This window comes from Bifidobacterium pseudolongum subsp. globosum (assembly GCF_004155535.1).
In the GTDB taxonomy this organism is placed as follows: Bacteria; Actinomycetota; Actinomycetes; order Actinomycetales; family Bifidobacteriaceae; genus Bifidobacterium; species Bifidobacterium pseudolongum_C.
The window spans coordinates 67,828-92,868 of the sequence record NZ_RYUH01000012.1; the positions used below are offsets into that span (position 1 = coordinate 67,828).

Below are 25,041 nucleotides of genomic sequence, written 5' to 3' on the forward strand. Positions count from 1 at the left end.
CCACAGAGTCCTGTCATGCTCGACAGTTCAGAAGATGACAATCGTCAGTCCTGAACAGACAGCAGTCATGATGAAGGAGGCTACAGATGACGTTCGTCTGGAAAATACAGAGAAACGTCATATATGCTCAGGTATCGGACGACATTCGTCAATGAACTGCAGCCTGTTGTCATCCACAACAGGCTGTCACATGACATTCGTCGTATTCCCATAGATCCTTGTCATGCCCCACACACCATAGGACGACATTTGTCTGTGTTGGGCAGACAAACGTCATGCCTAGGCAGTCAAAACATGACATTCCTCTAGTGATACGCTCCCCCGTAGCGCTGGCTACTTCTTGACGCCTCCGAAACGGCGGTCGCGGTGGATGTAGCGCTCGATCGAATCCCACAGCACCGTGCGTCCGCAATCGGGGAACAGCTCGGGCACAAAGTCAAGCTCCGCGTACGCGGCCTCCCACGGCAGGAAGTTGCTCGTGCGCTGCTCGCCCGACGTGCGGATCACCAGGTCGCAGTCGGGGATGTCGGGATTGTACAGATGCTCGGCGACCATCTTCTCCGTCACACGGTCGCCTTTGATGCGGCCGTCGCGCACCTCGCGCGCGATGGCGGCGCACGCGTCGGCGATTTCCGCGCGCCCGCCGTAGTTGATGCAGAACACGACGTCGATGACCTTGTTGTGCTTCGTGCGTTCCATGGCCACTTCAAGCTCGTCGATGACCGACTTCCACAGCTTCGGCCGGCGACCCGACCAGCGCACGCGCACACCCCATTCATCCATCTGCGCCACACGCCGGTGGATGATGTCGCGCGAGAACCCCATGAGGAACCGCACTTCCTGCGGCGAACGCTTCCAATTCTCGGTCGAGAAGGTGTACAGACTCAAATACCGCACGCCTGCCTCGATCGCGCCGGCGATGGTGTCGAAGACCACGGGTTCCGCAGCTTGGTGCCCTTCGGTACGGATCAGTCCGCGCTGCTGCGCCCAGCGCCCGTTGCCGTCCATGATCACGCCCACATGCCTGGGCACTTTGTTCTTGGGAAAGTCCGGCACAATCGCCGGATCAGAGAACGGGGCCGCAGGAATGTCCAATGACGTATAGTCCACGTGTTCGAATGCCATACCGCTTAATCTAGCAAGCGCAGCGAACGAATAGGCCGCTCGAGGTAGTACTGCGCCCAGTCCTCGACGAGCCGTTCGGCGCCCGGTTCGAGCGGCTGCGCGTCGAGCGTGCGCCAATCGCCGTCGAGCAGCGCGCGCAGCTGCCGCAAAACGGCCGCGTTCGCCGGCTTCGCTTCCGGCGTATGGTCTGCCATGCACATCGCTCCGCCGGCCGCGGATGAGAAGAACATGAGCCCGTCGGCCCGCCCGCACACCACACACGCGTGCAGGCGCGGCGTCCAACCGGCGAGCGCGAGCGCGCGCAACACATACGATTCGCAGATCGTCTGCGCATGGTGCGCGCGCGCGGCGAGCGCGTGCAATGCGCCAACGACGAGCTGGTATTGCGCGGGCTGCGGCTCGTGTTCGGTCGTGACGAGGTCGTTGAGCGTCTCACAGATTACGTTCGCCGCGCGGTAGGCCTCGTAGTCGCCGCTGATCGCCCCGGCGTACGCGGCGATGGATTCGGCCTGTGACACGTTGTCGAGCGAGCGGCCTTCCGCGAGGAGCAGCGAGACGCGCATGAACGGTTCGAGACGCGCACCGAACCGCGATTTGGTGCGGCGCACACCTTTGGCTACCGCGCGCACTTTGCCGTGCCCACGGGTGAACAGTGTGATGATGCGGTCGGCCTCGCCGAGCTTCGCCGTGCGCAAAACAATGCCTTCGTCGCTATAGAGCGCCATGATTCCCCTCTCCGCGCCGTGCGCAGTGGATCAGAACAGGAACAGGCCCCAGAACGAGAAGCTCAGCAGCACGAGCAGCATGGCCACGGTCGTGGTCCAGAACAGCACGCGTCCGAGCCGCGTGGTGGCCACGACGGGCTCCTCACCGCTGACGATGTGTCTGATGGTGCCGCGCTTCACTGGCCATGTGAGCAGTCCGCGCATCGACGCGACCTCGATCATGCCGGCGAACACGCGTGACCATGCCCATACCACGCCGATGCACACGATCTGCACGACCGGCCAGCTCCAGTACATCATGCCGGCGTCCTCCTGCGGCGCGCTGCCCCACGACAGATGCACGACGGCGAGCACGACTTCGCCCAGACCACCGACGAACAACAGCATGCAGGCCATCGTGATGATCGTGAGCATGAGCAGTGAGCCGCCGAATCGGTATTGGAATCCCAGCGCCGGCCCGCGGTGTGTGATGCGGTTGCGGATATGCGCGATGAGCGCGATGACGCCGACGATGGCGGCCACGAGCATCATGATGACCATCAGCCCGAGTACGAGCATGCCGTAGATCGTCATGGCACGTCGCGCATGCAGGCCGAGCGGCACCGCAATGGACTGGTAGAGCGGTGCGCCGGCGATCGGTTCGCTCGTCTGGGTCAGTCCGCGCGATGTGCCGACCGCCCAGCTGACAGCGTCGCGCTCGTAATCGTCGGCGAACGGTGTGCCGGTCTGCGCTTCGTCACCAAGGCGGAGCACGTGGTTGGCCACCGGGTAGCTGCGCAGGCTCACATTCCAGTTGCCGGCGCGGTGCGCTTGGTCAAGGATGTCTTTGAACCCCTGCACCTGCGCCGTCATCACGTCTTTCGACCCATACGCCACGAGCGTGGGGATGGAGTACGCCTGTGGCGTGGCCGTATGCAAGTCGATGTTGGTGAGCCCGAACATGCCCATGTCCAGTGACAGTATGCGGCGCACAATCGCCTGATAGCCGTCGTTGGCGCCGGCGAGGGCGAAGTTCTGTATGGCGAGGAACGCAACGGCGTGCCGCGGTGAAAACACCATGGGCGACAGCAGGATCTGGAACGCTATGTCGTGGTCCATCTCGACCAGGTACGACGAGATCCATGTGCTTTCCGAAGTCGCATAGATGCCCACCTTGTGCGCGTCTACCTGATCGAGGTCGCGGATGACGTTGATGGCTTGGTCGTAGACGGCCGCCGACCCCGGATAGTCACGTGTCAGGTCGTTGGTGGACCACACCGGCTTGTCGATGACCGCCGTCACAAAGCCAGCGGAGCTCATGCTTGTGGCGATGTCGCCGAACGAATCGTCACAAGTGCCGCCATGACCGGCGCCATGCATGAACACCATGCCGGGCAGATTGGTTCCGGCGCCCTGCGGTTCGCGGATGTTCATGCGGATGCGCTGCACTTCGCCGGTGGACGGCTGTTTCGCGTCGATTTCGATGTGCCGGCTCGTCACTTTGTACGTGCCGAGGCGTGGCAACGGTTCCGGTGAGTCGAACGTGACCTGCGTGTCGGCGGTGAGCGTGGCGAAGGTCTGTGCGCGCGGATTGTTCTGCGTGGGGATGCGTGTGTTGTTCGAGGCGATCATGAGGATGCCCAGCAGGATGATGAAAATGGGCAGACTGACCATCAGTCGCCTGCCACGGCTGAAGGCACCTGTTTGCTGTACATCCGACGTTCGTTGCTGACTCACGTAACCATCCTATCGGTGTCTGCCCATGCTGCGGGCAATTATTCGTCCACGACTGGTACCACAACGGGGCCGGACGACTGGTCGGTCACGAGCCCGTCGGCCTCCATCTGCTCGGCGATGGCGTTCGCGTGCTTGAGCAGTGTGTCGACGATGCGGTCCTCCGGCACGGTCTCGATGACCTTGCCCTTGATGAAGATCTGCCCTTTGCCGTTGCCGGAGGCCACACCCAAGTCGGCTTCGCGCGCTTCGCCCGGCCCATTGACGATGCAACCCATCACAGCCACGCGAATCGGCGCCATGATGCCGGACAGCCCGTTGGTCACCTCGTTGGCGAGCGCGATGACATCGACCTGTGCACGGCCGCAACTCGGGCACGAGATGATGTCGAAATGGCGTGCACGAAGCCCTAGGTATTCGAGGATCTTGCACCCCACCTTGACCTCTTCGACCGGTGGCGCGGACAGCGAGACGCGGATGGTGTCGCCGATGCCTTCGGCCAGCAGTGCACCGAATGCCAGACAGGACTTGATTGTGCCCTGCCATGCGGGGCCGGCTTCGGTCACCCCCAGGTGCAGCGGCCAATCGCCCTGCTTGGCGAGCAGGCGGTAGGTCTCCACCATCGTGATGGGGTCGTGGTGCTTCACCGAGATCTTGAAGTCGTGGAAGCCCACGTCTTCGAACATGCGCGCTTCCTTCATCGCGGAAGCCACAAGCGCCTCGGGTGTGGGGCCGCCGTACTTCGCATAGAGCTCCTTGTCGAGCGAGCCGGCGTTCACGCCGATGCGCAGCGAGATGCCCGCGTCGGTCGCGGCCTGGCAGATCGACGGGCCCACTTCGTCGAATTTGCGGATGTTGCCCGGATTGACGCGCACCGCGGCGCAGCCAGCGTCAATGGCCTGAAACACATACCGGCTTTGGAAGTGGATGTCGGCGATCACCGGGATCGGCGATTTGGCGACGATGCGCGGCAACGCGTCGGCGTCCTCCTGACTGGGCACGGCCACGCGCACGATGTCGCAGCCAGCGGCTGTGAGTTCGGCGATCTGCTGCAGCGTGGCACCCACATTCGCGGTTTTCGTGTTGGTCATCGACTGCACCGAGATCGGCGCCCCGCCACCCACCGGCACGGGACCGACCATGATGCGCCGCGACTGGCGCCGTGGGTGCAGGGGGCTTTCACTGATTGACGATTCGCCTGTTTTACGAAATGGCTTATCCACTGGTGCTGTTCCTCACTTCAATCGACTGGAAATCCGCCTACGGCCTTCGTCCAAGCCGCGCGGCCCATACGGCGGCCGCCGCCCTTACCCGGTCTGTGACCGTTTAGCGTTGCGCAATGAGGGCGTCCGCACGCGCGCGGGCTTCCTGCTCGAGTTCCACCATGTCTGCGACCGAGGAGAACTGTGGGTCGCCGCGCAACTCGCCGTCCATCTCATTGAGCACTTCAGACACAGTATCCACTATCGCCAGATATGGCAAGCGATGATCGAGGAAGGCATGGACCGCCTGCTCATTGGCGGCGTTGAGCACCGCGGTGTGTTTTTCCGACGAGCGTAAACAATGCCGTGCCAGTTCGACGGCGGGGAACGCCTCGTCATCGAGCGGCTCGAAGGTCCACTCGGCGGCCTGTGTCCAATCGCAGCCTTGGGCCACGTCGTTCAACCGTTCGGGAGCGGAAAGCCCCAACGCGATCGGCAGGCGCATGTCAGGCGGCGAGGCCTGGCTGATTGTGGCGCCGTCGCAGAACTCCACCATCGAATGCACGATCGACTGCGGGTGCACGGTGACTTCGATGCGGTCCGGTTCGATGTTGAACAGGCGGCTCGCCTCAATGACCTCGAGGCCCTTGTTCATCAGGGTCGATGAATTGATTGTGACGACCGGGCCCATATGCCATGTGGGGTGGTTGAGCGCCTGTTCGGGGGTGATGTCTTGCATCTGTTCGCGCGTCCAGCCGCGGAACGGACCGCCGGACGCGGTGACGATGAGTCGCGAGACCTCGCTATGCGTGCCTGCGCGCAGCGATTGCCAGATTGCCGAATGCTCGGAATCCACCGGGTTGATCTGCTGGTCGCGTGTCTGGGCACTGAACAACAGGTGTCCGCCCGCCACAACCGATTCCTTGTTGGCGAGCGCCAGCTGCGAACCGGCCTGCAGCGCCGCTATCGACGGTTCCAAGCCAATCGACCCGGTGATGCCGTTGAGCACGACCGAAGCGCCGAGCCCTGCGATCGCGTTCACTTCGTCGCGGCCGGCGCGCGCCTGGGTGCCGGTTGCGCCGTGCGCCGCGAGTGCCTCACGCAAGGGCTCCAACGCGTCTGGATTCGCCACGACCACTTCGGGCACACGGAACCGCGCGGCCTGCTGCGCCAGCAGGTCCACGTTCGATCCGCCCGCGGCAAGGCCTGCCACAGTGAACCGCTCAGGGTGCCTGCCAATGACGTCGAGTCCCTGCGTACCAATCGAACCGGTGGAACCGAGGATGACTACTGTCTGGTGCTGCATCACGCCTGCTTCTCGTTTGGCTTGCCGTCGATGATGAGCGGCTCATCCGTGGAAATCGTGGGGAACGACAGATCGGGGATCTCAATGTCGATGCTGTCGCTCGGCGCGAACCGCGGGTAGTCGCCCGGCTGGGCGACGTTCGCGGGCGCGGCATCCGTAGTGGCCGGTTCGTCCGGTGCATGCACCGGCGCCGCCGACGGCGTTGCGGCTGCCGTCGGGGCTGCGCTTGGTGTGGGTTGGGCTGCCGGCGGCACCTCGGGCGCCGCCGCGGTGGCCGGGGCGGTGAGCGGCTGCAACGGCGGCAGGTCGGGCAGGATGCTCGAGAGCTTCGGCACCGCAAGCGGCTGCACGCCGGACGTGATGGCGGGGTTCTCGCGTTCCGGAGCCGTCTGCGTGGTCTCGGCGAGCGACGCCAGCGCGGCGAGCGACGGCGAGTTCAGGTCGCGCAACGGTTCGCTCGGGGCGGCGATCGTCGTCTCATCACTGATTTCGGTGATGTGCGGGATCGTGCTCATCGAATCATCCATCGCGCTGGCCGTCTTCTCATGCTCGGGAATCGTGCGCGGGGCCGGTGTGATCGGCTTGATGTCCGAAAGCGTCGGCGCGTGCTTGACCACGTCGGCGGCCGGCGCGGTATCGCCGTCCTCGGTGGTGTCGGTGATCGGCGTGAAGACCGCAGTCGCGCTGCCTTCGTCGATCTGCGCCACGGCGGGCGCCGCGGTGACGGCCGCTGCCACGCCCTGCACGGCGAACGACGGCGGCATCGCAGCACCCGCTTCCTGGGCCTGCGCGAAGATCTCCTGTTCCGCACGGCTCAGCTCATCAAACGACTGCGCAGGCTGCACCTCGGCGACGACCGTCGTCTCGCCGCCCGCCGGTCGCGCCGGCAGGTCCGATTCCACGGTCACGCCGTAGTGCTGTGTCTGCGGATTGGCCTGATCCGCCGCGATGAGTGGGACCGGTGCACTCGGCGCCGCTGCGTGCGCGGCAGGCGCAGCGTAATCGGCGATGCGCTCGTACGATTCGAGGCTGGCGAGCAGGTTCACGCATGCATTGAGGTAGTAGTCCACCTGGCGCTCGTCATACCCGTGCTTGCCTTTGCGCTGCGTGAAGCTCACATCTTCCACATACTGCGACGTAAGCGTTGGGTCGGCTTCCGGGCCTTGCCTGCCGGACGAGCCTGCGCTGATGCGCTCGAGTTCGGCTTCGGCCTTCGCGAGCACGCGGTCGATGAGCCGGTCGACCTGCTTGCGGTCGTACGACGGCGTCTTCGGCTGCGCCGGCGCGAACCGTTGGCCCTCGGCGCGCTGCGCGTGCCGGTCGAGTTCCTGGAACTGGGCTTCGGTCTGCGCCTTCCACGCCACACGCCCGAGCTGGGCGATGTCGTATTGGGTCTGCTTGTCGGTCACGGCCTGTTCAAGGCGTTCGAGTGCGGCGTCCACCTGTGGGATGGCATATCCACCCTTGACGATGTCGAACGAGGCGTCCTGAATGTCGCTGCGGTGCAGCTGAATGCCATCGGCCTCATACAACGCGTGCGCCTGCTCCAGGAAAGCATCGACCTGATGGACGTCATACCCCTTTTTGCGCTTGCCCACGCGCGCGATCGTCGTCGTGCCGTCGGCCTCTTCCTGATGCTGCACCATCGACTGTCCTCCTCGGATACACACTATTCCCCATTAGATTACGCGATGTTTGCGACGGCTGCGGCACGCGCTGCGCCCATCCACGCAACCGCCGGCGCAGACAACACGCACGGCAGTCGCGGTGTTGCAACGATTGCGCGCGGTGCACGCCGGTTTCTTCACCCGTGCCTGTACAGTATGAGTGCGCGGGCGATTAGCTCAGTTGGTTAGAGCGCCACCTTTACACGGTGGATGTCGGGGGTTCGAATCCCTCATCGCCCACTTCCCCGCCACGCGGGCGCCCCCATGGGGCTCGCGATTCCCCTCTCAGCGCCATCGCGCACGGTTTGGGCGCACGACCGTATAATCGCCACATGAACAACCCGCTTGATGTTTGGCCGAATGCCTGGAAGTCCCTGCAGCAGATGATTCCCGGCAACTCCCGTCATGATGAAGAACTCCACGAGCGCATCAGCGCGCTCGAACAACAGGTGACGCGGCTCGAGCAGGAATCACAGTGGCGCGGCATCGAACTCGACCGGCGCATCAACGAACTCAACACCACCATCGAGCGCAACGCCGAACGTGACCGGCATGTCCGGGAGTGGACGCTTGCCGACAAGATCACGGCGCTTGTGCTGTTCGTGATCGCCGTAGGCGTGCTTGTGCCCGTGTTCCTCACTCTGTTCGGCGTGATCAATCCCCTTGGGCAGCCAATCAAATGGGTCTCGTTCGGCCTCGCCGCCTTTGCGATGGTGGCATGCGCGGCGACGGTGATCCTACGTGACCGCCTGCCGCGCGCCATGGACGCCATCGTGCTGCTCGTGGCGTCCGTGGTGCTGTTGATCTGCGCGTGGCTCGTCTAGCACGCCCGTGCCGGCCACGCGCAGATCGGCGCGAACGCTCAGCGGTTCGCGCTCTTGCCGAAGGCGCGCAGACGGATGCCGTTCCAATCGTCGCTCACGGTGAGCGGCGTGGACGCGTTCATGCCTGCGGTCTTCGCCGCGTTCTGCACGGTGTTGGAGGCCGGAGCACCGCTACGGCCGGGCTTGGGGGTGAGCACCCAGAACGGGCCATCCTGCCCCAGCACCGCATATGCGTCCACGATGGTGTCTGACAGGGCGTCTTCGTCGTCGCCGTCACGCCACCAGATGATCACGCCGTCAACCGCGGAATCGTAATCCTCGTCAACCAGCTCTTCTCCAGTGAGCGTTTCTATTTTTTCCCTGATCGTATCGTCCACATCATCGTCCCAAAGCCATTCCTGGATCAGGTCGCCGGTGCGGAAGCCGAACTCCTCAGCGTTGTCTGATGCTGTTTGATTCACGTTCGCCAATATACCAATACCGCCGAACAGCGTATTTCGTAGGCTTCGCTTCATGCCGCGCACAAAATAAACCGCTCATGCGGACGTTTTTATTCAACGGTGCAATGCGGCAAACTATCCGCCTGCCCGTTGCCGATCTTCACGAGCGCGGTGTACGCGTCCTCCAGTGAGGAGACCTTGACGTCACGCAGCCCCGCAGGCACCTTGCCCACGACCTGCGCGCAATTGTCGGCGGGGGCCAGGAACCATGTGGCGCCGTCGCGCTTGGCGCCCTGCATCTTCAGGTCGATGCCGCCGATGGCGCCGACCTTGCCCTCGTCGTCAATCGTGCCGGTGCCAGCCACGGTCTGCTTGCCCGACTCATGCTCGGGGGTGAGCATGTCCACGAGCCCCAGCGCATACATCATGCCGGCGGAGGGACCGCCGATGTCGTCCACGTGCATCGTCACTTTGGCGCCATCCACGTCCACTCCCAGACGCTGCGCATAATCGAGACCGGCGGTCACGGCGGCGTCCTGCGAGGACGCCATCTCCTGGTCCGACTCCTGCTGGTACTGTTCGGCGTTCTGCCCCACCGGGAACACGGCCTCCTGCGGTGTCAGCTCCATGTTCGGGTTGGCCCACGCCCACAGCGCCTCCGCGTTCGAGACCGGGTACCCCGGCACACCGGCCGCGTTCACCGTGACGAGCAGCAGGCGCCCTTTGTCGTGGTAGGTCTTCGCGCCCTCGACCTGGATCACCGGCGTGCCGTTGCTGTCGCCGAGCACATCCTGGGTGGGCCCCGGCGTCTCCACGACATACGCGCTCGGCAACATCAGCACGAGCACCGCAAGCAGCACGGCCACGGCGCCGACGAAGAACCGCGCGGGCCGTCCGTTCCAATGCGCGCTGAGCAGCTGCCACACGCCCACATGCGCGGATGGTGCCGCGTTTTGGATGCCTTGCGTTCCCTGTGCCTCGGCGGCGCCGTCGAGCCGCACCTGCCCGTCTGTGTTGCGTTGAGTCATGCTCCCATAGTATGGCGCAAATTGGAATTATTACGCCTGTGCGCGTATTGATGCATAGTAGAAACCGGATTCATCGACAAGACCTAAAGGGGGTCACCACCATGGATGAGAACGCACTGCATCAATGGTTCATCAACTGTTTCGGCCCTGTCCAGGGCGAGATGGCCTTTTCGCAATTCAACAACCTGCCCGAAGAGATCCGTGAGCAGCTGCTCAGCCGCGGCGCCGAAAGTCTTCCGGACCCGCAGCAGGTGCAGTCGCTCATGCAGGCCTTCATGGGTGGTGGCATGAACTCATTCGGTGAGATGCAGCAGACGATCAGCGAGGGACCGATCAATGTCAAGCTCGCCAAATCGATTGCGTTGCAGCGCGTCAACTCGTCGGGCAGCGAATCCTCCGTGACCGCGGAGGAAGGCGCCACCATGCGCCGCGCGATGAGCGAGGCCAATCTGTGGCTCGACATCGCCACCGCGTTCAATCCCCCAGCCGGCGAGGCCGAACCGCTCACGCGCGCTGGGTGGGTCGAAGGCACGATCGACGCATGGGCGCAGTTCGCCGCCCCGGTTGCCGCCTCGATGAACGAGGCGCTGAGCGCCGTCATCTCGGATCGTCTTGGCGACGCGTTCGAAGGCGAGATCACCGGCATGTACGCCGGGCCGGTGCCCATTCCGATACCGGACGGCATGAAGGACCCCAAGCAGTTGATGAAACTGTTCGCGAACACGTCGTACGCCATGCAGCTCGGGCAGGCGGCCGGCGCGCTGAGCCTCGAGGTACGCGGCAGCTTCGACCAGGGCATCCGCATGCTCGACAATCCGGCCGGCGGCCTGATCATGCAGAACGTCGATGACTATGCCACGTCACTCGAATTCGACGCGTCCGAAGTCACCGAGTTCCTCGCTTTGCGAGAACAGGCGTACGCGCGCCTCTACGCGTCGGTGCCGTGGCTCATGCCGCGATTCACCGCGCTCATCGGCAAATACGCGCGCGGCATCACAATCGACCTCGACGCGATGGAGGAGCAGCTGCGCGACGCTTCGGCGTTCGATCCCGAATCGCTTTCGGGAGCGGTCAATCTGGCGAACGTCGGCATCACCGACACTCCGGAACAGCGTGAGGCGTTGCGGTCGATCGAGACCCTGCTCGCGCTTGTCGAAGGCTGGGTCGACTGCGCGGTGTGGCGCGCCGGCATGGCTCATCTGCCGCATCTCGACCAGCTGCGTGAGATGATGCGCCGCGAGCGTGCGGTAGGCGGCCCCGCCGAGCTGACGTTCGAGAACCTGCTTGGCTTGCAGCTGCGCCCCAAGCGCGTGCGCGAGGCCGCGGCGCAGTGGGAGCGGATCACCAACGAACAAGGCCTTGAGGCGCGCGACGCCATGTGGGGCCACCCCGACATGCTTCCCGCGTTGCCGAGCGACGCCACCGACGCCGACACCACTGGCCCCGCCGAAGAAGAGCCGCGCAAGGGCAGCTCGATCGATTGGGACGCCGAATTGAGCAAACTGCTCGATGCCGACGGCGCCGGCGATGGCCAAGCCGAAGGCGATGATGCCCAGGAAAACGGTGATTCGACGGCCGGCGATGCACACGACGATGGTTCCGACGCATCGGAACCGGGCCATCAGGCCTGATCGTCCGCACCGGCTTACAGGAAGCGCGTGGGTTGGCGTACCCGGCCCGCGCGCTCGTCCTGCCGCTTCGCATATGACAGATACAGTGATTCCTGCGCGCGCGTGACTCCCACATAGAGCACGCGCCGTTCTTCTTCGAGCGCCTCCACGTCGTCGGAAGCCCGGTAGGGCATCAGGCCTTCCGAAAGCCCGACAAGGAACACATGGTCGAATTCGAGCCCTTTCGACGCGTGGATCGTAGAAACGGTGACGCGCCCTTGGTCGAGCGCCTCCACATCGCCCACCGGCGCGCCTTCCACTGCGGCGGCCGGCTGGAGAGCGGATTGCTGCCACCCGGAGTTTCTGCGCACTTGGTAGGGCAATCCCTGCTCCTGCAATGCCTGCACCACAACGCGCTGCTGGCCGTTGAGCCGTGTGAGCACGGCGAAATCCCCCGGACGCGCGCCCTGCCCCACCAAACGGGCGATGCGCGCGGCGACGGCCTGTGCCTCTTGCGCGTCGGTCTCATACGCCGCGCTCAGCACGCGCCGTGACCCTTCGCGCACCGCCTTGAGCTTGAGATAGTCCTCGCGTTGCGCGGATTTGCCCAGCACGGTGTTCGCCCGCGCGACGATGGACTGCGCCGAGCGGTAATCAGTGTCGAGGGCGATGTCCGCGGCAAGCGGATGGAACTCGCGCGCGAAATGGTTGAGGTAGTAGCTCGTGGCGCCGGCGAACGAGTAGATTGTCTGCGCCGGGTCGCCCACAACGCACACATTGCGGTGCGCGCCGAGCCAGCTGCGCATCAGCCGGTGTTGCAACGGCGAGACGTCTTGGTATTCGTCGACTGTGAGCCAGCCAATGTGCGCCCGCACCTGCTCCCCCACTTCGGGGTAGGTGTCGAGGATATGCGCGGTCACAAGCAGGATGTCGTTGAAATCGATCTCCATGCGTGCGGCCTTCTCCTGCTCGTACTGGTCGTAGACACGCGTGAAGGACTGCGGGTCCAATGGCGCAGGCGGCGCATGATGCGTGGCTTCGCACACCCGCACGTAATCCTCCGGCGCGATCAGCGAGACCTTGCACCAGTCGATTTCGGCATGTACATCCTGAACCACATTGCGGTCGGGTTGCATGTTGAGCGCACGGAACAGCGCGGCACCCACCAGGTCGCGGGGCGATTCGGACAGCACCGGGAACGGCCCTTCGCACACATCGGGCCACATGGTGCGCAACTGGTGCAGCGCGGCGGCGTGGAACGTGGCGATGTGCATGTCTTCACCGACTCCGAGGTCGAGCAGACGCGTGCGCATCTCCTGCGCTGCCTTGACCGAGAACGTGACCGCGAGCGCACGGGACGCCTCCCATGCGCCGCTTGCGCACGCGTATGCGATTCTACGCGTGATCGTGCGCGTCTTGCCCGCGCCGGCGCATGCGATGATGCGCACCGGCCCGTCCACGCTGCATGCGGCCCGCCGCTGTGCGTCGTCGAGCCCGTCGAGAATCTCATTCGCCGAAATTGCCATGGCCCCATTGTGGCACGGCCATGCCCGCGGTTCGAGCGGAACGCGCCGGCGTGCGGCCCGCCCCGCTCAGCTGTGTGTGAACACAGTGCAGGACCCGCCGGCCGCGACTGGGGCTGGGTCATGAAAGCGTTGCAATGCTTGCGAATTGTACCCTCCGCATGGAAAAATACCGTGTGTGACTGAACGAAGCAATCTGATGTTGGCGGCCCTCGCCTCGGCTACGATGCCGAACGTCGCCGTGGTAGGGGTACGCGACAGCGAGCAGAAAAACGAGACCGACCAGGCCGCGGGCATCGACCAGGCCGTCGTGCAAGACGTGCATGGCAATTTCTACAACGTCTACGCCACGAACATGCCGCAGGGCAAGAAGCGTCTGGCCGGCCGTGTGCGCGCCGCGCGCGTCGTCGACCAATCGCGCGAACTCGCCGGACTCGGGTTCTCCACCGACCATGTGGTGGCGTTCGACCCGGCCAACAACGACCCCGACGAGGCCGCGGTGCTCGTCACCACGCACCCCGACGGTGTCGCGCGCTCGTTGGACCTGCTCACGCTCGGCGATTGCGCCAGCATCGGCACCGCCATCGGCGCGATCCACCGTCTGCGCCCTTCGTTCCTTGTCAATGCGAAATACCCGGCGTTCACCACAGGCCAGATCCACGCGCAGCTCACCGCTTGGATCCGCCGTCTGCGCCAAGCCGGCCATGTGCCGCAGGAGATCACCGACAGCTGGGCGCATATCCTCGAGACGGAGGGACTGTGGTCGTTCGCCACGTGCCCGGTGCACGGCGGGTTCTCCGACGGCGATTTCATCTTCTCCGGCTCCACGATCACGACGATCACCAATTGGCAGGAGATGCAGATCAATGACCCTGCACGCGACTTGGCATGGATTTTCTCCAAGCTCGATGAGACGCACCGCAACGCCGTCATCTCGGCGTACGGGCGCATCCTGGGCAACCGTCTCGACGATCTGATCATGCTGCGCGCCAATCTGTGGGTGCAGATGGACCAGGTCGGCGATTTCATCCAAGCGCTCAATCAGGGCGACAACGCGCGCATCATGCAGTTCAAGGCGCAGGTGGACCGCCTCGCCCACCAGCTCGGCACCACGATGCACCGCCGCCGCGACGACGTGTCGGAGGGCGGCACGGGCAAGCCGCCGAGCACGGTCACCGTCAACACGCTGCTGCGTGAAGACCAGCAGCGCCGCGACACCCCCTCCTCCACCGCCGCGGCAGCCGTCCGGTTCGATTCGTTCGACCAGACCGCCGACCGCGACACGACAAACGAGCATGCGGTGCACGCCGTCACGGACGACCGCACGAATTCGCATTCGATCGACGCGATCGGCGTTATCGACGCCGACGACACCGCGTCCCACCAGTATGCGGCTTCTGCTGCGTCGAGCGAGACCATGGTGATCGGCATTGACGAACGCACCGACACCGACGTCACCGGCGAAGCCGCAGTGAGCCTCACCTCCACGCCGTCCACCGACACACAGGCCGCCCAATCGGGGCCCGCCGACGCCAAGACGATGCTCATCCCGCTCCTCGAGCGTGAGGAGCGCGCGATGCGCGATGCCCGGGCCGGCCTCAACGGGACGCACCCGCACACATCGTCCAGTGAAATCGCCGCAACGCCCGACGACGTGACACAATCGTGAACCTCCGCGCGCACACGCGCGTACAATGCCCATACAACCACAGCAAGGAGCAACAACCATGGAAATCGAATTGGGAATCCGCAACGTCGCCGGCGCCGTCACCTTCAACACCGATGAACCGGCCGCCCAGGTGGGCGCCGCCATCAACCAGGCGATCGCCAACCACGAGCCGATCACGCTGACCGACACCAAGGACCGCCACATCATTGTGCCCGCAGACGCCCTCGGCTATGCGATCATCGGCTCTGAGACCCGCCATGCGGTCGGGTTCGGCGCCCTCAACTAGCCATCATGCCTGCGGCTCCTTGAAGCCGCAGGCATTCCACAGTGGGATCGCGCCGCGTTCCACGATCTTTGCCACCGTCTCGTCATCGGTCAGGTTCTCACCCAAGGCGTTCGGCTTGCCGGCCCCATGCCAGTCCGAGCCTCCGGTGACGAGCAGATGGTAACGCTGGGCAAGCCTGAGCAAACGCTGACGTTCGGGCTCCGGATTGCCCCGGTGCCATACTTCCAGACCATCGAGGCCTTCGTCCACAAGCCTGCCGATTTGACCGTCGCTCAACAACACACGGTTGCGGCTGGGGTCGGCGGCATGCGCGACCACGCTCACCCCGCCTGCCTCATTGACCGCTTGCACCACCTGCGTCGTCGTCGGCGACGGCGTGGGAATGTAATACTTGCTATGCGAGCTGATCGCATCGGCGAACGCATCCGAACGCGTGGCGTACACACCTGCCGCCACCAAGGCGTCGGCGATGTGCGGGCGCCCGATGGTGGTGTTGCCGCCCTCCTTGACTTGTGCCAGCACATCATCCCACGTGATCGGGTAATCCCTCGACAGCAGCGCCACCATGCGTTTGACCCGTTCGAGGCGCGCGGCCCGCGTCGCCGTGAACAGATCGCAGATATGCCGATTACGTGGATCGTATTGGTACGCCAGCATGTGCACGGAGACGCGGCCGTCCTGTGCTGTGATCTCCGTACCGCGCACCAACGGCAGCCCATAGTCCACCGACGCCTGTTGGGCCTGCACCCAGCCGGCCGTCGTGTCGTGGTCGGTGATCGCCACGCCATGCAACCCGGCCTGTTTCGCCTCTCGAACCAAGGTCCGGGGCGTCTCGGTTCCATCGGAAAACACGGTATGGCAGTGCAGGTCCCAGCCATGGGTCGGCGGGCGCATCGGCATCGTTGGCTCGTTCATGGTTCCCATCCTAACCATTGGACGCCTCAAACGGTATCCGCATCGTGAACAACGCCAGCCAGATCGAACCACCAATCCCCCGCCGGGCCCTGTGGGTGCGGTAACGTGGTATGCATCGCAACCCGTACACCAGTGTTTGGCATGACATATGAAGAGGGGACCCACCATGGCACAAGACACCACACCGGCAATCGGTGGCAGCACACCTGCGGAACTCGACGAACCACGCGGTTGGAGGCATGGGGCCACATGGCTCTATCTCGTCATGCTCGTGGCCTCGGCGGTCGCCTTGCTCGTCTCGTTCATCCTCTCCGCCGAGACACTGCAGATGGCCCGCAATCCCAATCAGACGCTGAGCTGCGACGTGAACGCCAAGCTCTCATGCACGACCGTGGCGCAGGCATGGCAATCGGAAATCGTCAAATTCGGCGAGATGAGCTTCCCGAACGCCTTCTTCGGCATCGCGGCCGAATCCGTGTTCGTCACCATCGCCGTCATCGGGCTCGCCCGCATGCGCATGCCCGCATGGTTCGCCACATGCACATGGCTGGGCGGCTTGGCTGCGCTCGCCTATTCATATTGGCTCACGTCGCAGTCGCTGTTTGTGATCAATGCGCTGTGCCCGTGGTGCCTTGTGTTGTGCTTCGCCACAACGGTGCAGTTCATGGCGCTCAGTCATGCCACGGTCACGGTGCAGGGATTGCCCGCACGTGCCCGCGGCCTGCGCAAGTATTACCGGCTGGGCTTCGACCTGATGGCCGACGCCGTGTGGATCGTCGCGCTCGTCACGCTCATCCTCGTCAAAGACGGCGCCTACCTGTTCACGTTCTAGCAGGCGCCCGGCGCGTCACCGCTCCTGCATCATCTGCACGGTGGCCACAAGCGCCGCGGACCCAGTCAACATCACATTGTCGTCGGTCACGTCCACGCGCAGCGTGCCGCCCTTCACCTTGATGCGCCAGTGACTGATGTCGGTCTTGGCGCGCAGCACGATCGCCGTGGCGCACAGGCCGGTGCCGCACGACATCGTCTCGCCGCACCCGCGCTCATACACGCGCATCGTGGCTTCGCCGATGTCGGTGGCGGCGTCGATCTCGTCGATGCGCACAAACTCCACGTTCTGGCCTTCGTCGATGCCCGGCTCCACCACCGGCTGCACGCTCAGATCGAGGTTGTCGAGCACCGGCAGCGAGGTGAAGGCGTCCTCGACGACGGTCACCACATGCGGGTTGCCCATGTCCACGAATGTGCCCTTGCCTTCGCCGGCCGCCGCGTCAACCGTCACTGTATAGGCGTCCTCCTCGCCGATGGACCAAGGACCCATGTCCACACGGAACAGCTGGGTGCCCAGATCGGGGTCGTCGGCGAGCGGTGTCAGTGTTTTGATGCCAGCGCGCGTGCCCAACCGCAGCGGCTGGCCCTCGGTCACGACCGCCAAGTGCATCGCCTGGATGAACAGCGCCGTCGCGCGCGCGCCATTGCCGCACATCTGCGCCAACGTGCCGTCCGCGTTGCGGTAGTCCATGAACCAGTCGACGCGCGCCTTCGCGAGCTCCTCACGCTGGGCGTCAGTCAGGTCGGCCACATATTCGGGGTGGGTGACGCGGATCACGCCGTCGGCGCCGATGCCGAAGTGCCGGTTGCACACATGCGCGATCTCCTTCGGCTGCGGGTCATAGGCACCATGGTCGTCGGCGAACATGAGAAAATCGTTGCCGGTCGCCTGTGCTTTGGTCAAAGTCTGTGCAATAGTCATGCCTTCACTGTACTCGCCCGTGTTCCGCACGGCTGGCCTCTGTGCCATCGGCGCGCAAAACGGCCGCGGCATATAATGGCACTCGATGCCATGCCACACGGGCATACGGAAAGGACGGCGTGATGAGTTCATCTGCACCAATCGGCGTATTCGACTCCGGGTTGGGAGGCATTTCCGTGGTGCGGCAGATCCGTGCGGAGATGCCCCATGAGCGCATCCTCTTCTTCGGTGATTCCGCGCATGCCCCTTATGGCACCAAAACACCCCAGGAAGTGCGCGCACTGTCACGCACCATCGTGGAACACCTCGTGGAACAAGGCGCCAAAGCGATTGTCATCGCCTGCAACACCGCCACGTCGGCCGCCGTGGACGAGCTGCGCGACGAATACAGCCTGCCGATCATCGGCATGGAGCCGGCACTCAAGGTGGCGTGCGACCGCGGGCATGGAGTGCCACAGCGGGTTGTGGTGGCGGCCACGCCGCTCACGTTGCGTGAGCACAAGTTCGCCGCACTGATGCACCGCTTCGAATCAGACAACACCATCTGGCCGCAGCCGTGCCCGAAACTCGTCGAGATCGTGGAGCACGGCCAGCTCGACGACCATGACCTCGTCATGCGCACGTTGCACGGCTATTTCGACCAGTACGACCTGCCCACCGTGGATTCGGTCGTGCTCGGCTGCACGCATTTCGTGTTCTACCGCGACTATTTCCGCGAGTTGCTGCCCGAATCCACCGCGATCATCGACGGCAACCACGGCACCGTGCACCATCTCGACGTGATCCTCGAATCCCTCGGCGCACTCGCGCCGGAAGACCAAACCGGATCCGTCACATTGACCAACTCCGACCCCTCCCCGCGCGTCGAACAGCTTGCACAGGTGCTGTTCGACGCCCCGCCGTGCGCCGCGTGAGGCGTGGCACCGGCTGATTTCCCCAGACATTTCACAGAATACATGAGGCGAATATGAGTGAACAGAACCCCCATACCACCGCGATCATCGACGTCGGCGGCGGATTCCGCGCGATCTTCGGCGCAGGCGTGCTCGACCGCTGCCTTGAGGAAGGCATCGCGTTCGACCACTGCTATGGCGTCTCGGCCGGCAGCGCGAACCTCACGTCGTTCCTCGCGCACCAGCATGGGCGCAACCACACGTTCTACACGCAGTATGCGTTCCGCAAAGAGTATGCGAGTGTCAATTCGTTCATCCACAACCATAACTTCGCGAATCTCGACTATGTGTATGGCACGTTGAGCAACCATGACGGCGAGAACCCGCTCGACTACGAGGCCTTCGCCGCCGACCCCACGCAATTCACCGTGGTGGCGTGCGACGCGCGCGACGGTTCCACGAAGTACTTCACCAAAGACGACATGCATTACGACGATTACGACATCCTCAAGGCGAGTTCGGCCGTGCCGGTGGCCTGCCAGCCGTATGTGATCGACGGCGTGCCGTATTTCGACGGGGGCATCGCCGACCCGGTGCCGGTGCAGAAGGCGATCGATGACGGCTGCGACCGCATCGTGCTCGTGCTGACACGCCCGAAAGACGTGATCCGCGAACAGCACAAGGATGTGGCTCCGGCACGCATCCTGCGCCGGAGCCACCCCGAAGCGGCCGACCGTCTGCTCGAACGCTACGAGACGTACAACACCGAAGTCGCTGCGGCCAAGCAATACGAAGCGGAGGGCACAGTGCTGATCCTCGCCCCCGAGGAGCTGTACGGGCTGTCCACGCTGTCGAAGACCTACGAGGGCCTCGAACGCATGTACCGCGCCGGCTATGGTCAGGCGGGGCGCATCGCCGACTTCCTCGCCGCCTGAACCGTCAGGATTCCTGGGATGTGACCATCGCCTTGGTCATCTGGTCGAACACCTCGCTGTAGCCGCCGGGCGTGGAAGCGGGCAGCACCACGGTCTTCGCGTTGTTCGATTCGGACAGCGAGCGCAGCACGTCGAGGTACTGGTTGAACAGCACCACGTTGTTCACGGCATTGATGTCCATGCCCACTTCCTGCAGGCTCTTGATCTGGTCGACGATGCCGTTGGCGATCTCGCGACGGTAGTTGGCCTGGCCTTCGCCCTGCAGACGCACCTTCTCCGCCTCCGCGGCGGCCTGCGTCTCGATTTGGATACGCATGGCCTCCGCGCGTTGGCGCGTGGCCTCCTTTTCGCGCTGGGCGGCGTTGATCGAATCCATCGCCGTCTTGACCTGCGGGCTCGGGTCGATCGACGTGATCAGTGTCTTGACCACGGTGAAACCGAAACGAGCCATCTCGTTGCCCACGGTCTGCTGCACGTCGGCCGCCACATCGTCTTTGCGCGCGAACGCGTCATCGAGCGTGAGCGTGGGGATCGCCGAACGCAGCGCGTCCTCCATGTACGAACGCAGCTGTCCTTGCGGGTCACGCAGTTCGTAGTAGGCCTTCGCCACGTTCTCGGCGTTCACGCGGTACTGCGTCGAGGCCACGATCTCCACGAACACGTTGTCGAGCGTCTTCGTTTCGATCTTCACGTTGAGCTGCGAGACGCGCATGTTCGTCTTCATCGCGATGCGGTCGATCAGAGGCAGCTTGCAGTGGATGCCGGCGAACTTGACCGCATGGAATTTGCCGAACCGTTCGATGATGTACGCTTGCTGCTGCGGCACCACATACGCGGTGCACACCAGCACGATGATGACGAGCACAGCGATGACCACAAGTGCGATTGCCATGGAATCTCCTTCTCGGCGCGGCCACGGTGGCCGCAAGCCTCATTGCCCGCAATCGTAGCAATGGCGTCAAAACGCGCGCGACCCCTGCCCACGAGCTGGACAGGGGTCACACTGGAATCACGGTCCCCGTTTGCGGGAGCCCATATCACTTACTTGGTGGTTTCCTCTTCGACCACGCCGCCTTCCACCACGATGTCGTCGGGGTTCGCCGCGTCGCCGTAGACCGGTTCGAGCGTCTCCTTGTAATCCTCGTGGAAGAACCGCTCGTTGCCGAGCGCCTCGATCTCTTCGTTGATGTAGTCGAGCAGTTCCGTGTTGCCCTTCTGCACCGCCGGTGCGATTGTGTCCACATCGCCCAGATTCGTCACATCGACCACGTAGCCCTTGTTCGCCTTGGCCCATGCGAGCACTTCGGTGTTGTCGGTGCTCATCGCGTCACCACGGCCGTCGAGCAGCGCGTTGTATGCATCCGCGTACTGGTCGAACTTGAGCAGCTTGATCTCGGGGTGGTTCTTCTCGAAATACGTTTCGGCGGTCGTGCCCTTGGCCACGATCAGCGTCTTGCCTTCGAGGTCCTTCACGTCCTTGACCGGCGCGTCCTCAGGCGACACGATGCCCAACGAGACCTTCATGTACGGCTTCGCGAAGTCCACCTTCTCCGCGCGTTCGGGCGTCACGGTGAAGTTGGCGAGCGTCACGTCCACCTTGTTCGAGCTGAGCACGTCGACGCGCGCCGCCGGATCGACCGACGTGTACACCGGCTTCACGCCCAGGTCCTTGGCGAGGCGTTCGGCGAACACCACGTCATAGCCCGCGTAGTTGCCGTCCTTGTCCACATAGCCGAACGGCGCCTTGTCGGAGAACACCGCCACGCGCAGCTCCCCCGACTTCTTGATCTCGTCGAGCGTGCGGGCCTTGGCGGCCGAACCGCCCTGCGCGCTCGAACCGGTGGCGGTTCCACCCGCCTCGCTCGGCGTGCCCGCGTTCGGGCCGCAGGCGGCGGCGCCGAGCACGAGCAGCACGCCCGCGGCGGCTGCGGCAAGGGTCTTGCCCACGTTCTTCCATACTGCTGTTGTCATGAGTTGTTCCTCTCTGCTGGTGCGTGCGCCTGCGGCGTCACGCCGTCTGTGCGCCGGCGCCGTCCTTTTCCGTGCGGCGGTGGCGGCTGAATTCGAAGGTGCGCAGGAACTCCTGCGCGCGTTGTGTGGTTGGGTGCGCAAAGAACGCTTCCGGATCGTCGGACGTTTCCACGATGCCGCCGCTGTCGATCATGATGATCTTGTCGGCGATCGCCCGCGCGAACTGCATCTCGTGCGTCACGATGAGCATCGTCTGCCCCGCATCGGCCAATTCGAGCACCACGTCGAGCACTTCGTGCACCATCTCCGGGTCGAGCGCCGCGGTCACTTCGTCCATGAGCATGAGCTCGGGGTGTTCGATCAACGCGCGGCAGATGGCGACGCGCTGGCGCTGGCCGCCCGAAAGCTCGTGCGGCTTGGCCTGCGCGCGGTCCGCGAGGCCGACGCGCTTGAGCAGTTCCATCGCTTCGCGCTCCACGTCTGGCTTGGGCCGCTTCTGCACCATGACTGGCGCCATCGTGATGTTGCCGAGCACAGTGCGGTTTGGGAACAGGTCGTAGCTTTGGAACACCATGCCGATTTTGGTGCGCAGCTGGCTCGAGCGCTTGGCCCGCCCCGACTTTTCGTTGCCGGGCTCGCCGCGGTCGATCACCTGGCCGTTGAGCGCGATGGTGCCGCCTTGGATGGGTTCAAGGCCGGCCACACACCTCAACAGCGTGGATTTGCCCGAGCCGGATGGCCCGATGATCACGAGCACCTTGCCTTTCGGCACGTCAAACGATATGCCGTCGAACACATTGCGTTCCGCCCCCGCATAGTGCTTGAGCAGATTGTCGACCGTGAGCATTGGCTCACTCATTCGCCCACCTCTTTTCCAGATACCGTGCTGCCATCGAAAGCGGCCAACACACCACAAAATACATCGCGAAGATCACGCCATAGACCCACAGTGTGCCGGCCGGGTAATCGAAGCGGTGCGCGTCGATGATCTGCTGGCCCACTTTGATCACTTCGACGACGCCGAGCAGGGTGGCCAACGACGTGGTCTTGACGATGCGCGTGGCCAAGTTCACCGAGGCAGGCAGCAGCCTGCGCACGGCTTGCGGCAGAATCACATGCGTGAAGGTCTGCCAGTTGCTCAGGCCCAGCATGTACGACGATTCGTATTGGATCGCCGGGATCGATTCGAGTGCGCCGCGCACGAGGTCGCCAAGTTCGGCGCCTCCCCATAGCACGAACACGAACACGCAGGCGCCGGTCGCATCCAGGTTCCAGTTCCATGCGCGCGCCAATCCATAGAACGCGATGAACAGCAACGCGAGCTGCGGCATGATGCGGATGAAATCCAAGTAGATGCGCATGATCACCCGGATCACCGGATTGCGCAATGTCATGAGCCAACCGGTGACAAGACCCACCGGCACGCTCAACGCCACCGAGACCGCCGCAAGCCATATCGTGACCCACAGGCCCTGCAGCAGACGCGGCATCACGCCCGGCTGGAGCAGGATGTTAGCGCTTTGCATAATCGAACCTCCGCTCCAGCCAGGTGCCGATGATCGAGATCGGCAACAGAATGATCAAATATGTCACAATCAGCAGGAACAGCGCCTCGTAGGTGGTGTAGTACATGCCGATGAGGTCCTTGGCCATGTACATCACATCGGCGAGCGCAATCGCCGAGACCACGGAGGATTCCTTGATCAGGAAGATCACGTTGGCCACCACGCCGGGGATCGACGTGCTGACCGCCTGCGGAATCACCACATGCAACATCGTCTGCCGCGAGCTGAGGCCCAGCATATAGGCGTTCTCGCGTTGGATCTGCGGCACCGCCTCAAGCCCGGCGCGCATCGCCTCGCTCATGTAGGAACCGCCGAGGAAACCCAGGCCGATGATCGCGCACATCTCCGCAGACCAGACAAACCCCAGTTTCGGCAAGCCGAAATACAGGAAATACAATTGCACGAGCAGCGGTGTATTGCGGCTGACCTCGATGTACACGCGGACGATCTGGCGCAATACCGGTATGCGCGCGGTCTCGATCGCCGCACACACCAATCCGGTGAGTATGGCGAGCGCGATGCCGAACACCGATATGAACAGCGTCATTTCCGCGCCGGTCACAAAAAACGGCGCGTACCGCGAAACGAACGCCCAATCGAGCATACGACGATCCCCTCCTTTCAAAGACCCTCGGCTGGTGGATGGTGACGCACAGGTCACCGCGGACTCATTGTATCTGTTTTGTGAAGCATATTCGCTTCAAGCGTGCAGTTTTTCCATATCCGGGGAGAGCTTGCCTATGCGCGCCACGGCCTCGTGCAGCCGTTGTGAAGGCTGGAGCAGGCTCAAGCGCACATACCGCACGCCAGCGTTGCCGAAGCAACTGCCCGGCAACGCCGCCACTCCGGCCTCACCGAGCCAGCGCGCCGCCAGTTCATCGCCCGTCATCGCCGCAGGCGCCTGTGCCCATACATACAATCCGCCCTGGGATGCGAACACACTGTAGCCGGCGGCACGCAGGCCCTCGGCCACAATCGCACGCCGCGCCGCGTACCGTGCGGATTGCTCGCGCACGAACGCCTGATCCCCGGTGAGCGCGGCGGCGCCGGCGTCCTGCACAAACGACGTGACCATGGAGCCCATCTGGTAGTGGTACTGCTTGACGGCGGCGACGAGCTGTTCGTTGCCGGCCACGAACCCCGCGCGCCAGCCGGCCATCGCGTACATCTTCGACAGTGAGACGATCTCGAGTCCCACGTCGCGCGCGCCCGGCACCGCGAGCAGGCTCTTCTGGTTCTCGTGCACACCGAGGCCGGCGTAGGCGAAATCATGCACAATGGCGAACCCGTGGCGGGCGGCGAGCTCCACCGCGCGGGCGAAGAACCGCGGTGGGGCCTGTGCGCCGGTGGGATTGTTCGGGTAGTTCAGCACGAGCAGCTTCACGCGCTCCCATGTCTCGACCGGCACCGCGTCGAGGTCCGGCAGCCAGCCCAGCTCGGCGCGCGCGGGCAGCGGCAGCTCCTCGGCGCCGAGCATCCGGGCCATGCAATGGTACGACGGGTAGTACGGGTCGGCGAACGCCACCGCATCGCCGGGGTCGAGCAATACGGCGAAGGCCGAGGCAAGCCCGTCGACGGCGCCTTCGACCGCGAACAGCTGCGTGCCGGGGTCCAACGCCACGCCGTGCTCATGCGCGTACCATGCGGCCGCCGCCTGCAGGAACAGCGGCTTGCCGTCAAATGGCGTATAACGGGCGTTCGCAGGGCTGTCCACGGCGGCTTTGGCCTCTGCACGGATGCGCGCTTCGGGGAATCCGTCGGGATTGCCTTTCGACAGGTCGATCACATCGACGCCGCGTGCACGCGCCTGGGCGACCGTGCGGTCCATCCGCTCGAACACATTCGGCGGTATGGACCGGGCCGTTTCCGACAATACGATGGTCATGGA

The 25,041-nt window shown here is 64.0% G+C and carries 24 protein-coding genes and 1 tRNA gene; 8 read left to right on the forward strand and 17 right to left on the reverse strand.

Going from position 1 to position 25,041, the window contains the following annotated elements; genetic code table 11:
* Positions 1 to 333: 333 nt before the first annotated feature.
* The 6 genes from PG2093B_RS06705 to PG2093B_RS06730 all read right to left on the reverse strand — a co-directional run bounded on the left by PG2093B_RS06705 (position 334) and on the right by PG2093B_RS06730 (position 7,717).
* A complete protein-coding gene (locus PG2093B_RS06705; RefSeq protein WP_022858059.1) occupies positions 334 to 1,125 on the reverse strand; it encodes an isoprenyl transferase in 792 nt (263 codons plus the stop codon).
* 5 nt (positions 1,126 to 1,130) lie between these two features.
* Positions 1,131 to 1,850 (reverse strand): DNA repair protein RecO, encoded by a 720-nt coding sequence (recO, locus tag PG2093B_RS06710; protein WP_129897833.1) that lies wholly within the window; start codon positions 1,848 to 1,850, stop codon positions 1,131 to 1,133.
* A 30-nt stretch (positions 1,851 to 1,880) separates the two neighbouring features.
* Positions 1,881 to 3,503 (reverse strand): alpha/beta hydrolase family protein, encoded by a 1,623-nt coding sequence (locus tag PG2093B_RS06715; protein ID WP_129897862.1) that lies wholly within the window; start codon positions 3,501 to 3,503, stop codon positions 1,881 to 1,883.
* Positions 3,504 to 3,604: 101 nt separating this feature from the next.
* The gene (gene ispG, locus PG2093B_RS06720; RefSeq protein WP_129897834.1) at positions 3,605 to 4,786 is read right to left on the reverse strand and encodes a flavodoxin-dependent (E)-4-hydroxy-3-methylbut-2-enyl-diphosphate synthase; all 1,182 of its coding nucleotides are present in this window, start codon (positions 4,784 to 4,786) and stop codon (positions 3,605 to 3,607) included.
* Positions 4,787 to 4,889: 103 nt separating this feature from the next.
* On the reverse strand, positions 4,890 to 6,071 hold the full coding sequence (gene dxr / locus PG2093B_RS06725) for a 1-deoxy-D-xylulose-5-phosphate reductoisomerase (protein WP_129897835.1): 1,182 nt from the start codon (positions 6,069 to 6,071) through the stop codon (positions 4,890 to 4,892).
* Positions 6,071 to 7,717 (reverse strand): DivIVA domain-containing protein, encoded by a 1,647-nt coding sequence (locus PG2093B_RS06730; protein WP_129897836.1) that lies wholly within the window; start codon positions 7,715 to 7,717, stop codon positions 6,071 to 6,073. The genes dxr and PG2093B_RS06730 overlap by 1 nt, the downstream gene beginning before the upstream one ends.
* Positions 7,718 to 7,904: 187 nt before the next feature.
* Here PG2093B_RS06730 and PG2093B_RS06735 point away from each other — a divergent pair.
* Both PG2093B_RS06735 and PG2093B_RS06740 read left to right on the forward strand, forming a co-directional pair.
* Positions 7,905 to 7,978, forward strand: a tRNA-Val gene (locus PG2093B_RS06735).
* A gap of 92 nt (positions 7,979 to 8,070) precedes the next feature.
* A complete protein-coding gene (locus tag PG2093B_RS06740) occupies positions 8,071 to 8,562 on the forward strand; it encodes an MbeD/MobD family mobilization/exclusion protein (protein ID WP_129897837.1) in 492 nt (163 codons plus the stop codon).
* A gap of 38 nt (positions 8,563 to 8,600) precedes the next feature.
* On the opposite strand, the gene PG2093B_RS06745 is transcribed toward PG2093B_RS06740, so the two are convergent.
* Together PG2093B_RS06745 and PG2093B_RS06750 are read right to left on the reverse strand one after the other, a co-directional pair.
* Positions 8,601 to 9,023, reverse strand: coding sequence for a DUF3052 domain-containing protein (locus PG2093B_RS06745; protein ID WP_026644184.1), 423 nt, complete (start codon positions 9,021 to 9,023; stop codon positions 8,601 to 8,603).
* An 89-nt stretch (positions 9,024 to 9,112) separates the two neighbouring features.
* Positions 9,113 to 10,030 (reverse strand): YlbL family protein, encoded by a 918-nt coding sequence (locus PG2093B_RS06750; protein ID WP_129897838.1) that lies wholly within the window; start codon positions 10,028 to 10,030, stop codon positions 9,113 to 9,115.
* Between the two features lie 101 nt (positions 10,031 to 10,131).
* Here PG2093B_RS06750 and PG2093B_RS06755 point away from each other — a divergent pair, with 101 nt between their 5' ends.
* Positions 10,132 to 11,661: a zinc-dependent metalloprotease gene (locus tag PG2093B_RS06755; protein WP_129897839.1), complete on the forward strand. Its 1,530-nt coding sequence runs from the start codon at positions 10,132 to 10,134 to the stop codon at positions 11,659 to 11,661.
* Between the two features lie 14 nt (positions 11,662 to 11,675).
* Here the strand turns inward: PG2093B_RS06755 and PG2093B_RS06760 are convergent, their stop codons facing one another.
* Entirely contained in the window at positions 11,676 to 13,166 is a 1,491-nt protein-coding gene (locus tag PG2093B_RS06760) for an ATP-dependent helicase (protein ID WP_129897840.1), read from the reverse strand.
* Positions 13,167 to 13,389: 223 nt separating this feature from the next.
* On the opposite strand from PG2093B_RS06760, the gene PG2093B_RS06765 reads away from it, so the two are divergent.
* Together PG2093B_RS06765 and PG2093B_RS06770 are read left to right on the forward strand one after the other, a co-directional pair.
* Positions 13,390 to 14,832, forward strand: coding sequence for a phosphotransferase (locus tag PG2093B_RS06765; protein ID WP_129897863.1), 1,443 nt, complete (start codon positions 13,390 to 13,392; stop codon positions 14,830 to 14,832).
* A 58-nt stretch (positions 14,833 to 14,890) separates the two neighbouring features.
* Positions 14,891 to 15,118, forward strand: a complete 228-nt coding sequence (locus PG2093B_RS06770) for a DUF3107 domain-containing protein (RefSeq protein ID WP_129897841.1) — start codon at positions 14,891 to 14,893, stop codon at positions 15,116 to 15,118.
* A gap of 3 nt (positions 15,119 to 15,121) precedes the next feature.
* On the opposite strand, the gene PG2093B_RS06775 is transcribed toward PG2093B_RS06770, so the two are convergent.
* Complete coding sequence (locus PG2093B_RS06775) at positions 15,122 to 16,033, reverse strand: PHP domain-containing protein (RefSeq protein WP_129897842.1); 912 nt, start codon at positions 16,031 to 16,033, stop codon at positions 15,122 to 15,124.
* A 166-nt stretch (positions 16,034 to 16,199) separates the two neighbouring features.
* On the opposite strand from PG2093B_RS06775, the gene PG2093B_RS06780 reads away from it, so the two are divergent.
* On the forward strand, positions 16,200 to 16,865 hold the full coding sequence (locus PG2093B_RS06780; protein WP_242502848.1) for a vitamin K epoxide reductase family protein: 666 nt from the start codon (positions 16,200 to 16,202) through the stop codon (positions 16,863 to 16,865).
* A gap of 15 nt (positions 16,866 to 16,880) precedes the next feature.
* On the opposite strand, the gene dapF is transcribed toward PG2093B_RS06780, so the two are convergent.
* On the reverse strand, positions 16,881 to 17,789 hold the full coding sequence (gene dapF / locus PG2093B_RS06785; protein WP_129897844.1) for a diaminopimelate epimerase: 909 nt from the start codon (positions 17,787 to 17,789) through the stop codon (positions 16,881 to 16,883).
* Positions 17,790 to 17,911: 122 nt separating this feature from the next.
* Between dapF and murI the strand changes: the two genes are divergently transcribed.
* Positions 17,912 to 18,703 carry a glutamate racemase gene (gene murI / locus PG2093B_RS06790; protein WP_129897845.1) on the forward strand — a complete coding sequence of 264 codons (792 nt, stop codon included), beginning with the start codon at positions 17,912 to 17,914 and terminating at the stop codon, positions 18,701 to 18,703.
* A gap of 53 nt (positions 18,704 to 18,756) precedes the next feature.
* Entirely contained in the window at positions 18,757 to 19,617 is an 861-nt protein-coding gene (locus PG2093B_RS06795) for a patatin-like phospholipase family protein (RefSeq protein ID WP_129897846.1), read from the forward strand.
* Between the two features lie 4 nt (positions 19,618 to 19,621).
* Here PG2093B_RS06795 and PG2093B_RS06800 read toward each other — a convergent pair whose 3' ends face one another.
* The 6 genes from PG2093B_RS06800 to PG2093B_RS06825 form a co-directional block, all read right to left on the reverse strand.
* The gene (locus PG2093B_RS06800) at positions 19,622 to 20,509 is read right to left on the reverse strand and encodes an SPFH domain-containing protein (RefSeq protein WP_039172230.1); all 888 of its coding nucleotides are present in this window, start codon (positions 20,507 to 20,509) and stop codon (positions 19,622 to 19,624) included.
* A 149-nt stretch (positions 20,510 to 20,658) separates the two neighbouring features.
* The gene (locus tag PG2093B_RS06805) at positions 20,659 to 21,588 is read right to left on the reverse strand and encodes a cysteine ABC transporter substrate-binding protein (protein WP_129897847.1); all 930 of its coding nucleotides are present in this window, start codon (positions 21,586 to 21,588) and stop codon (positions 20,659 to 20,661) included.
* A 37-nt stretch (positions 21,589 to 21,625) separates the two neighbouring features.
* On the reverse strand, positions 21,626 to 22,447 hold the full coding sequence (locus tag PG2093B_RS06810) for an amino acid ABC transporter ATP-binding protein (RefSeq protein ID WP_026644173.1): 822 nt from the start codon (positions 22,445 to 22,447) through the stop codon (positions 21,626 to 21,628).
* On the reverse strand, positions 22,440 to 23,114 hold the full coding sequence (locus tag PG2093B_RS06815; RefSeq protein ID WP_039172235.1) for an amino acid ABC transporter permease: 675 nt from the start codon (positions 23,112 to 23,114) through the stop codon (positions 22,440 to 22,442). The genes PG2093B_RS06810 and PG2093B_RS06815 overlap by 8 nt, the downstream gene beginning before the upstream one ends.
* Positions 23,101 to 23,757, reverse strand: a complete 657-nt coding sequence (locus tag PG2093B_RS06820) for an amino acid ABC transporter permease (protein ID WP_022858081.1) — start codon at positions 23,755 to 23,757, stop codon at positions 23,101 to 23,103. The genes PG2093B_RS06815 and PG2093B_RS06820 overlap by 14 nt, the downstream gene beginning before the upstream one ends.
* Before the next feature lie 96 nt (positions 23,758 to 23,853).
* Entirely contained in the window at positions 23,854 to 25,038 is a 1,185-nt protein-coding gene (locus PG2093B_RS06825) for a pyridoxal phosphate-dependent aminotransferase (RefSeq protein WP_129897848.1), read from the reverse strand.
* Between the last annotated feature and the right edge of the window lie 3 nt (positions 25,039 to 25,041).

Bases quoted from the DNA above. Each gene is read 5' to 3' on its own strand.
- PG2093B_RS06755 (WP_129897839.1), top strand. From the start codon at position 10,132: ATGGATGAGAACGCACTGCATCAATGGTTCATCAACTGTTTCGGCCCT.
- PG2093B_RS06705 (WP_022858059.1), bottom strand. From the start codon at position 1,125: ATGGCATTCGAACACGTGGACTATACGTCATTGGACATTCCTGCGGCC.
- PG2093B_RS06795 (WP_129897846.1), top strand. From the start codon at position 18,757: ATGAGTGAACAGAACCCCCATACCACCGCGATCATCGACGTCGGCGGC.
- PG2093B_RS06820 (WP_022858081.1), bottom strand. From the start codon at position 23,757: ATGCTCGATTGGGCGTTCGTTTCGCGGTACGCGCCGTTTTTTGTGACC.
- murI (WP_129897845.1), top strand. From the start codon at position 17,912: ATGAGTTCATCTGCACCAATCGGCGTATTCGACTCCGGGTTGGGAGGC.
- PG2093B_RS06765 (WP_129897863.1), top strand. From the start codon at position 13,390: ATGCCGAACGTCGCCGTGGTAGGGGTACGCGACAGCGAGCAGAAAAAC.
- PG2093B_RS06800 (WP_039172230.1), bottom strand. From the start codon at position 20,509: ATGGCAATCGCACTTGTGGTCATCGCTGTGCTCGTCATCATCGTGCTG.
- PG2093B_RS06770 (WP_129897841.1), top strand. From the start codon at position 14,891: ATGGAAATCGAATTGGGAATCCGCAACGTCGCCGGCGCCGTCACCTTC.
- dxr (WP_129897835.1), bottom strand. From the start codon at position 6,071: ATGCAGCACCAGACAGTAGTCATCCTCGGTTCCACCGGTTCGATTGGT.
- PG2093B_RS06810 (WP_026644173.1), bottom strand. From the start codon at position 22,447: ATGAGTGAGCCAATGCTCACGGTCGACAATCTGCTCAAGCACTATGCG.
- PG2093B_RS06730 (WP_129897836.1), bottom strand. From the start codon at position 7,717: ATGGTGCAGCATCAGGAAGAGGCCGACGGCACGACGACGATCGCGCGC.
- PG2093B_RS06805 (WP_129897847.1), bottom strand. From the start codon at position 21,588: ATGACAACAGCAGTATGGAAGAACGTGGGCAAGACCCTTGCCGCAGCC.
- PG2093B_RS06815 (WP_039172235.1), bottom strand. From the start codon at position 23,114: ATGCAAAGCGCTAACATCCTGCTCCAGCCGGGCGTGATGCCGCGTCTG.
- PG2093B_RS06775 (WP_129897842.1), bottom strand. From the start codon at position 16,033: ATGAACGAGCCAACGATGCCGATGCGCCCGCCGACCCATGGCTGGGAC.
- PG2093B_RS06715 (WP_129897862.1), bottom strand. From the start codon at position 3,503: ATGGTCAGTCTGCCCATTTTCATCATCCTGCTGGGCATCCTCATGATC.
- PG2093B_RS06760 (WP_129897840.1), bottom strand. From the start codon at position 13,166: ATGGCAATTTCGGCGAATGAGATTCTCGACGGGCTCGACGACGCACAG.
- recO (WP_129897833.1), bottom strand. From the start codon at position 1,850: ATGGCGCTCTATAGCGACGAAGGCATTGTTTTGCGCACGGCGAAGCTC.
- PG2093B_RS06740 (WP_129897837.1), top strand. From the start codon at position 8,071: ATGAACAACCCGCTTGATGTTTGGCCGAATGCCTGGAAGTCCCTGCAG.
- PG2093B_RS06780 (WP_242502848.1), top strand. From the start codon at position 16,200: ATGGCACAAGACACCACACCGGCAATCGGTGGCAGCACACCTGCGGAA.
- dapF (WP_129897844.1), bottom strand. From the start codon at position 17,789: ATGACTATTGCACAGACTTTGACCAAAGCACAGGCGACCGGCAACGAT.
- PG2093B_RS06825 (WP_129897848.1), bottom strand. From the start codon at position 25,038: ATGACCATCGTATTGTCGGAAACGGCCCGGTCCATACCGCCGAATGTG.
- PG2093B_RS06750 (WP_129897838.1), bottom strand. From the start codon at position 10,030: ATGACTCAACGCAACACAGACGGGCAGGTGCGGCTCGACGGCGCCGCC.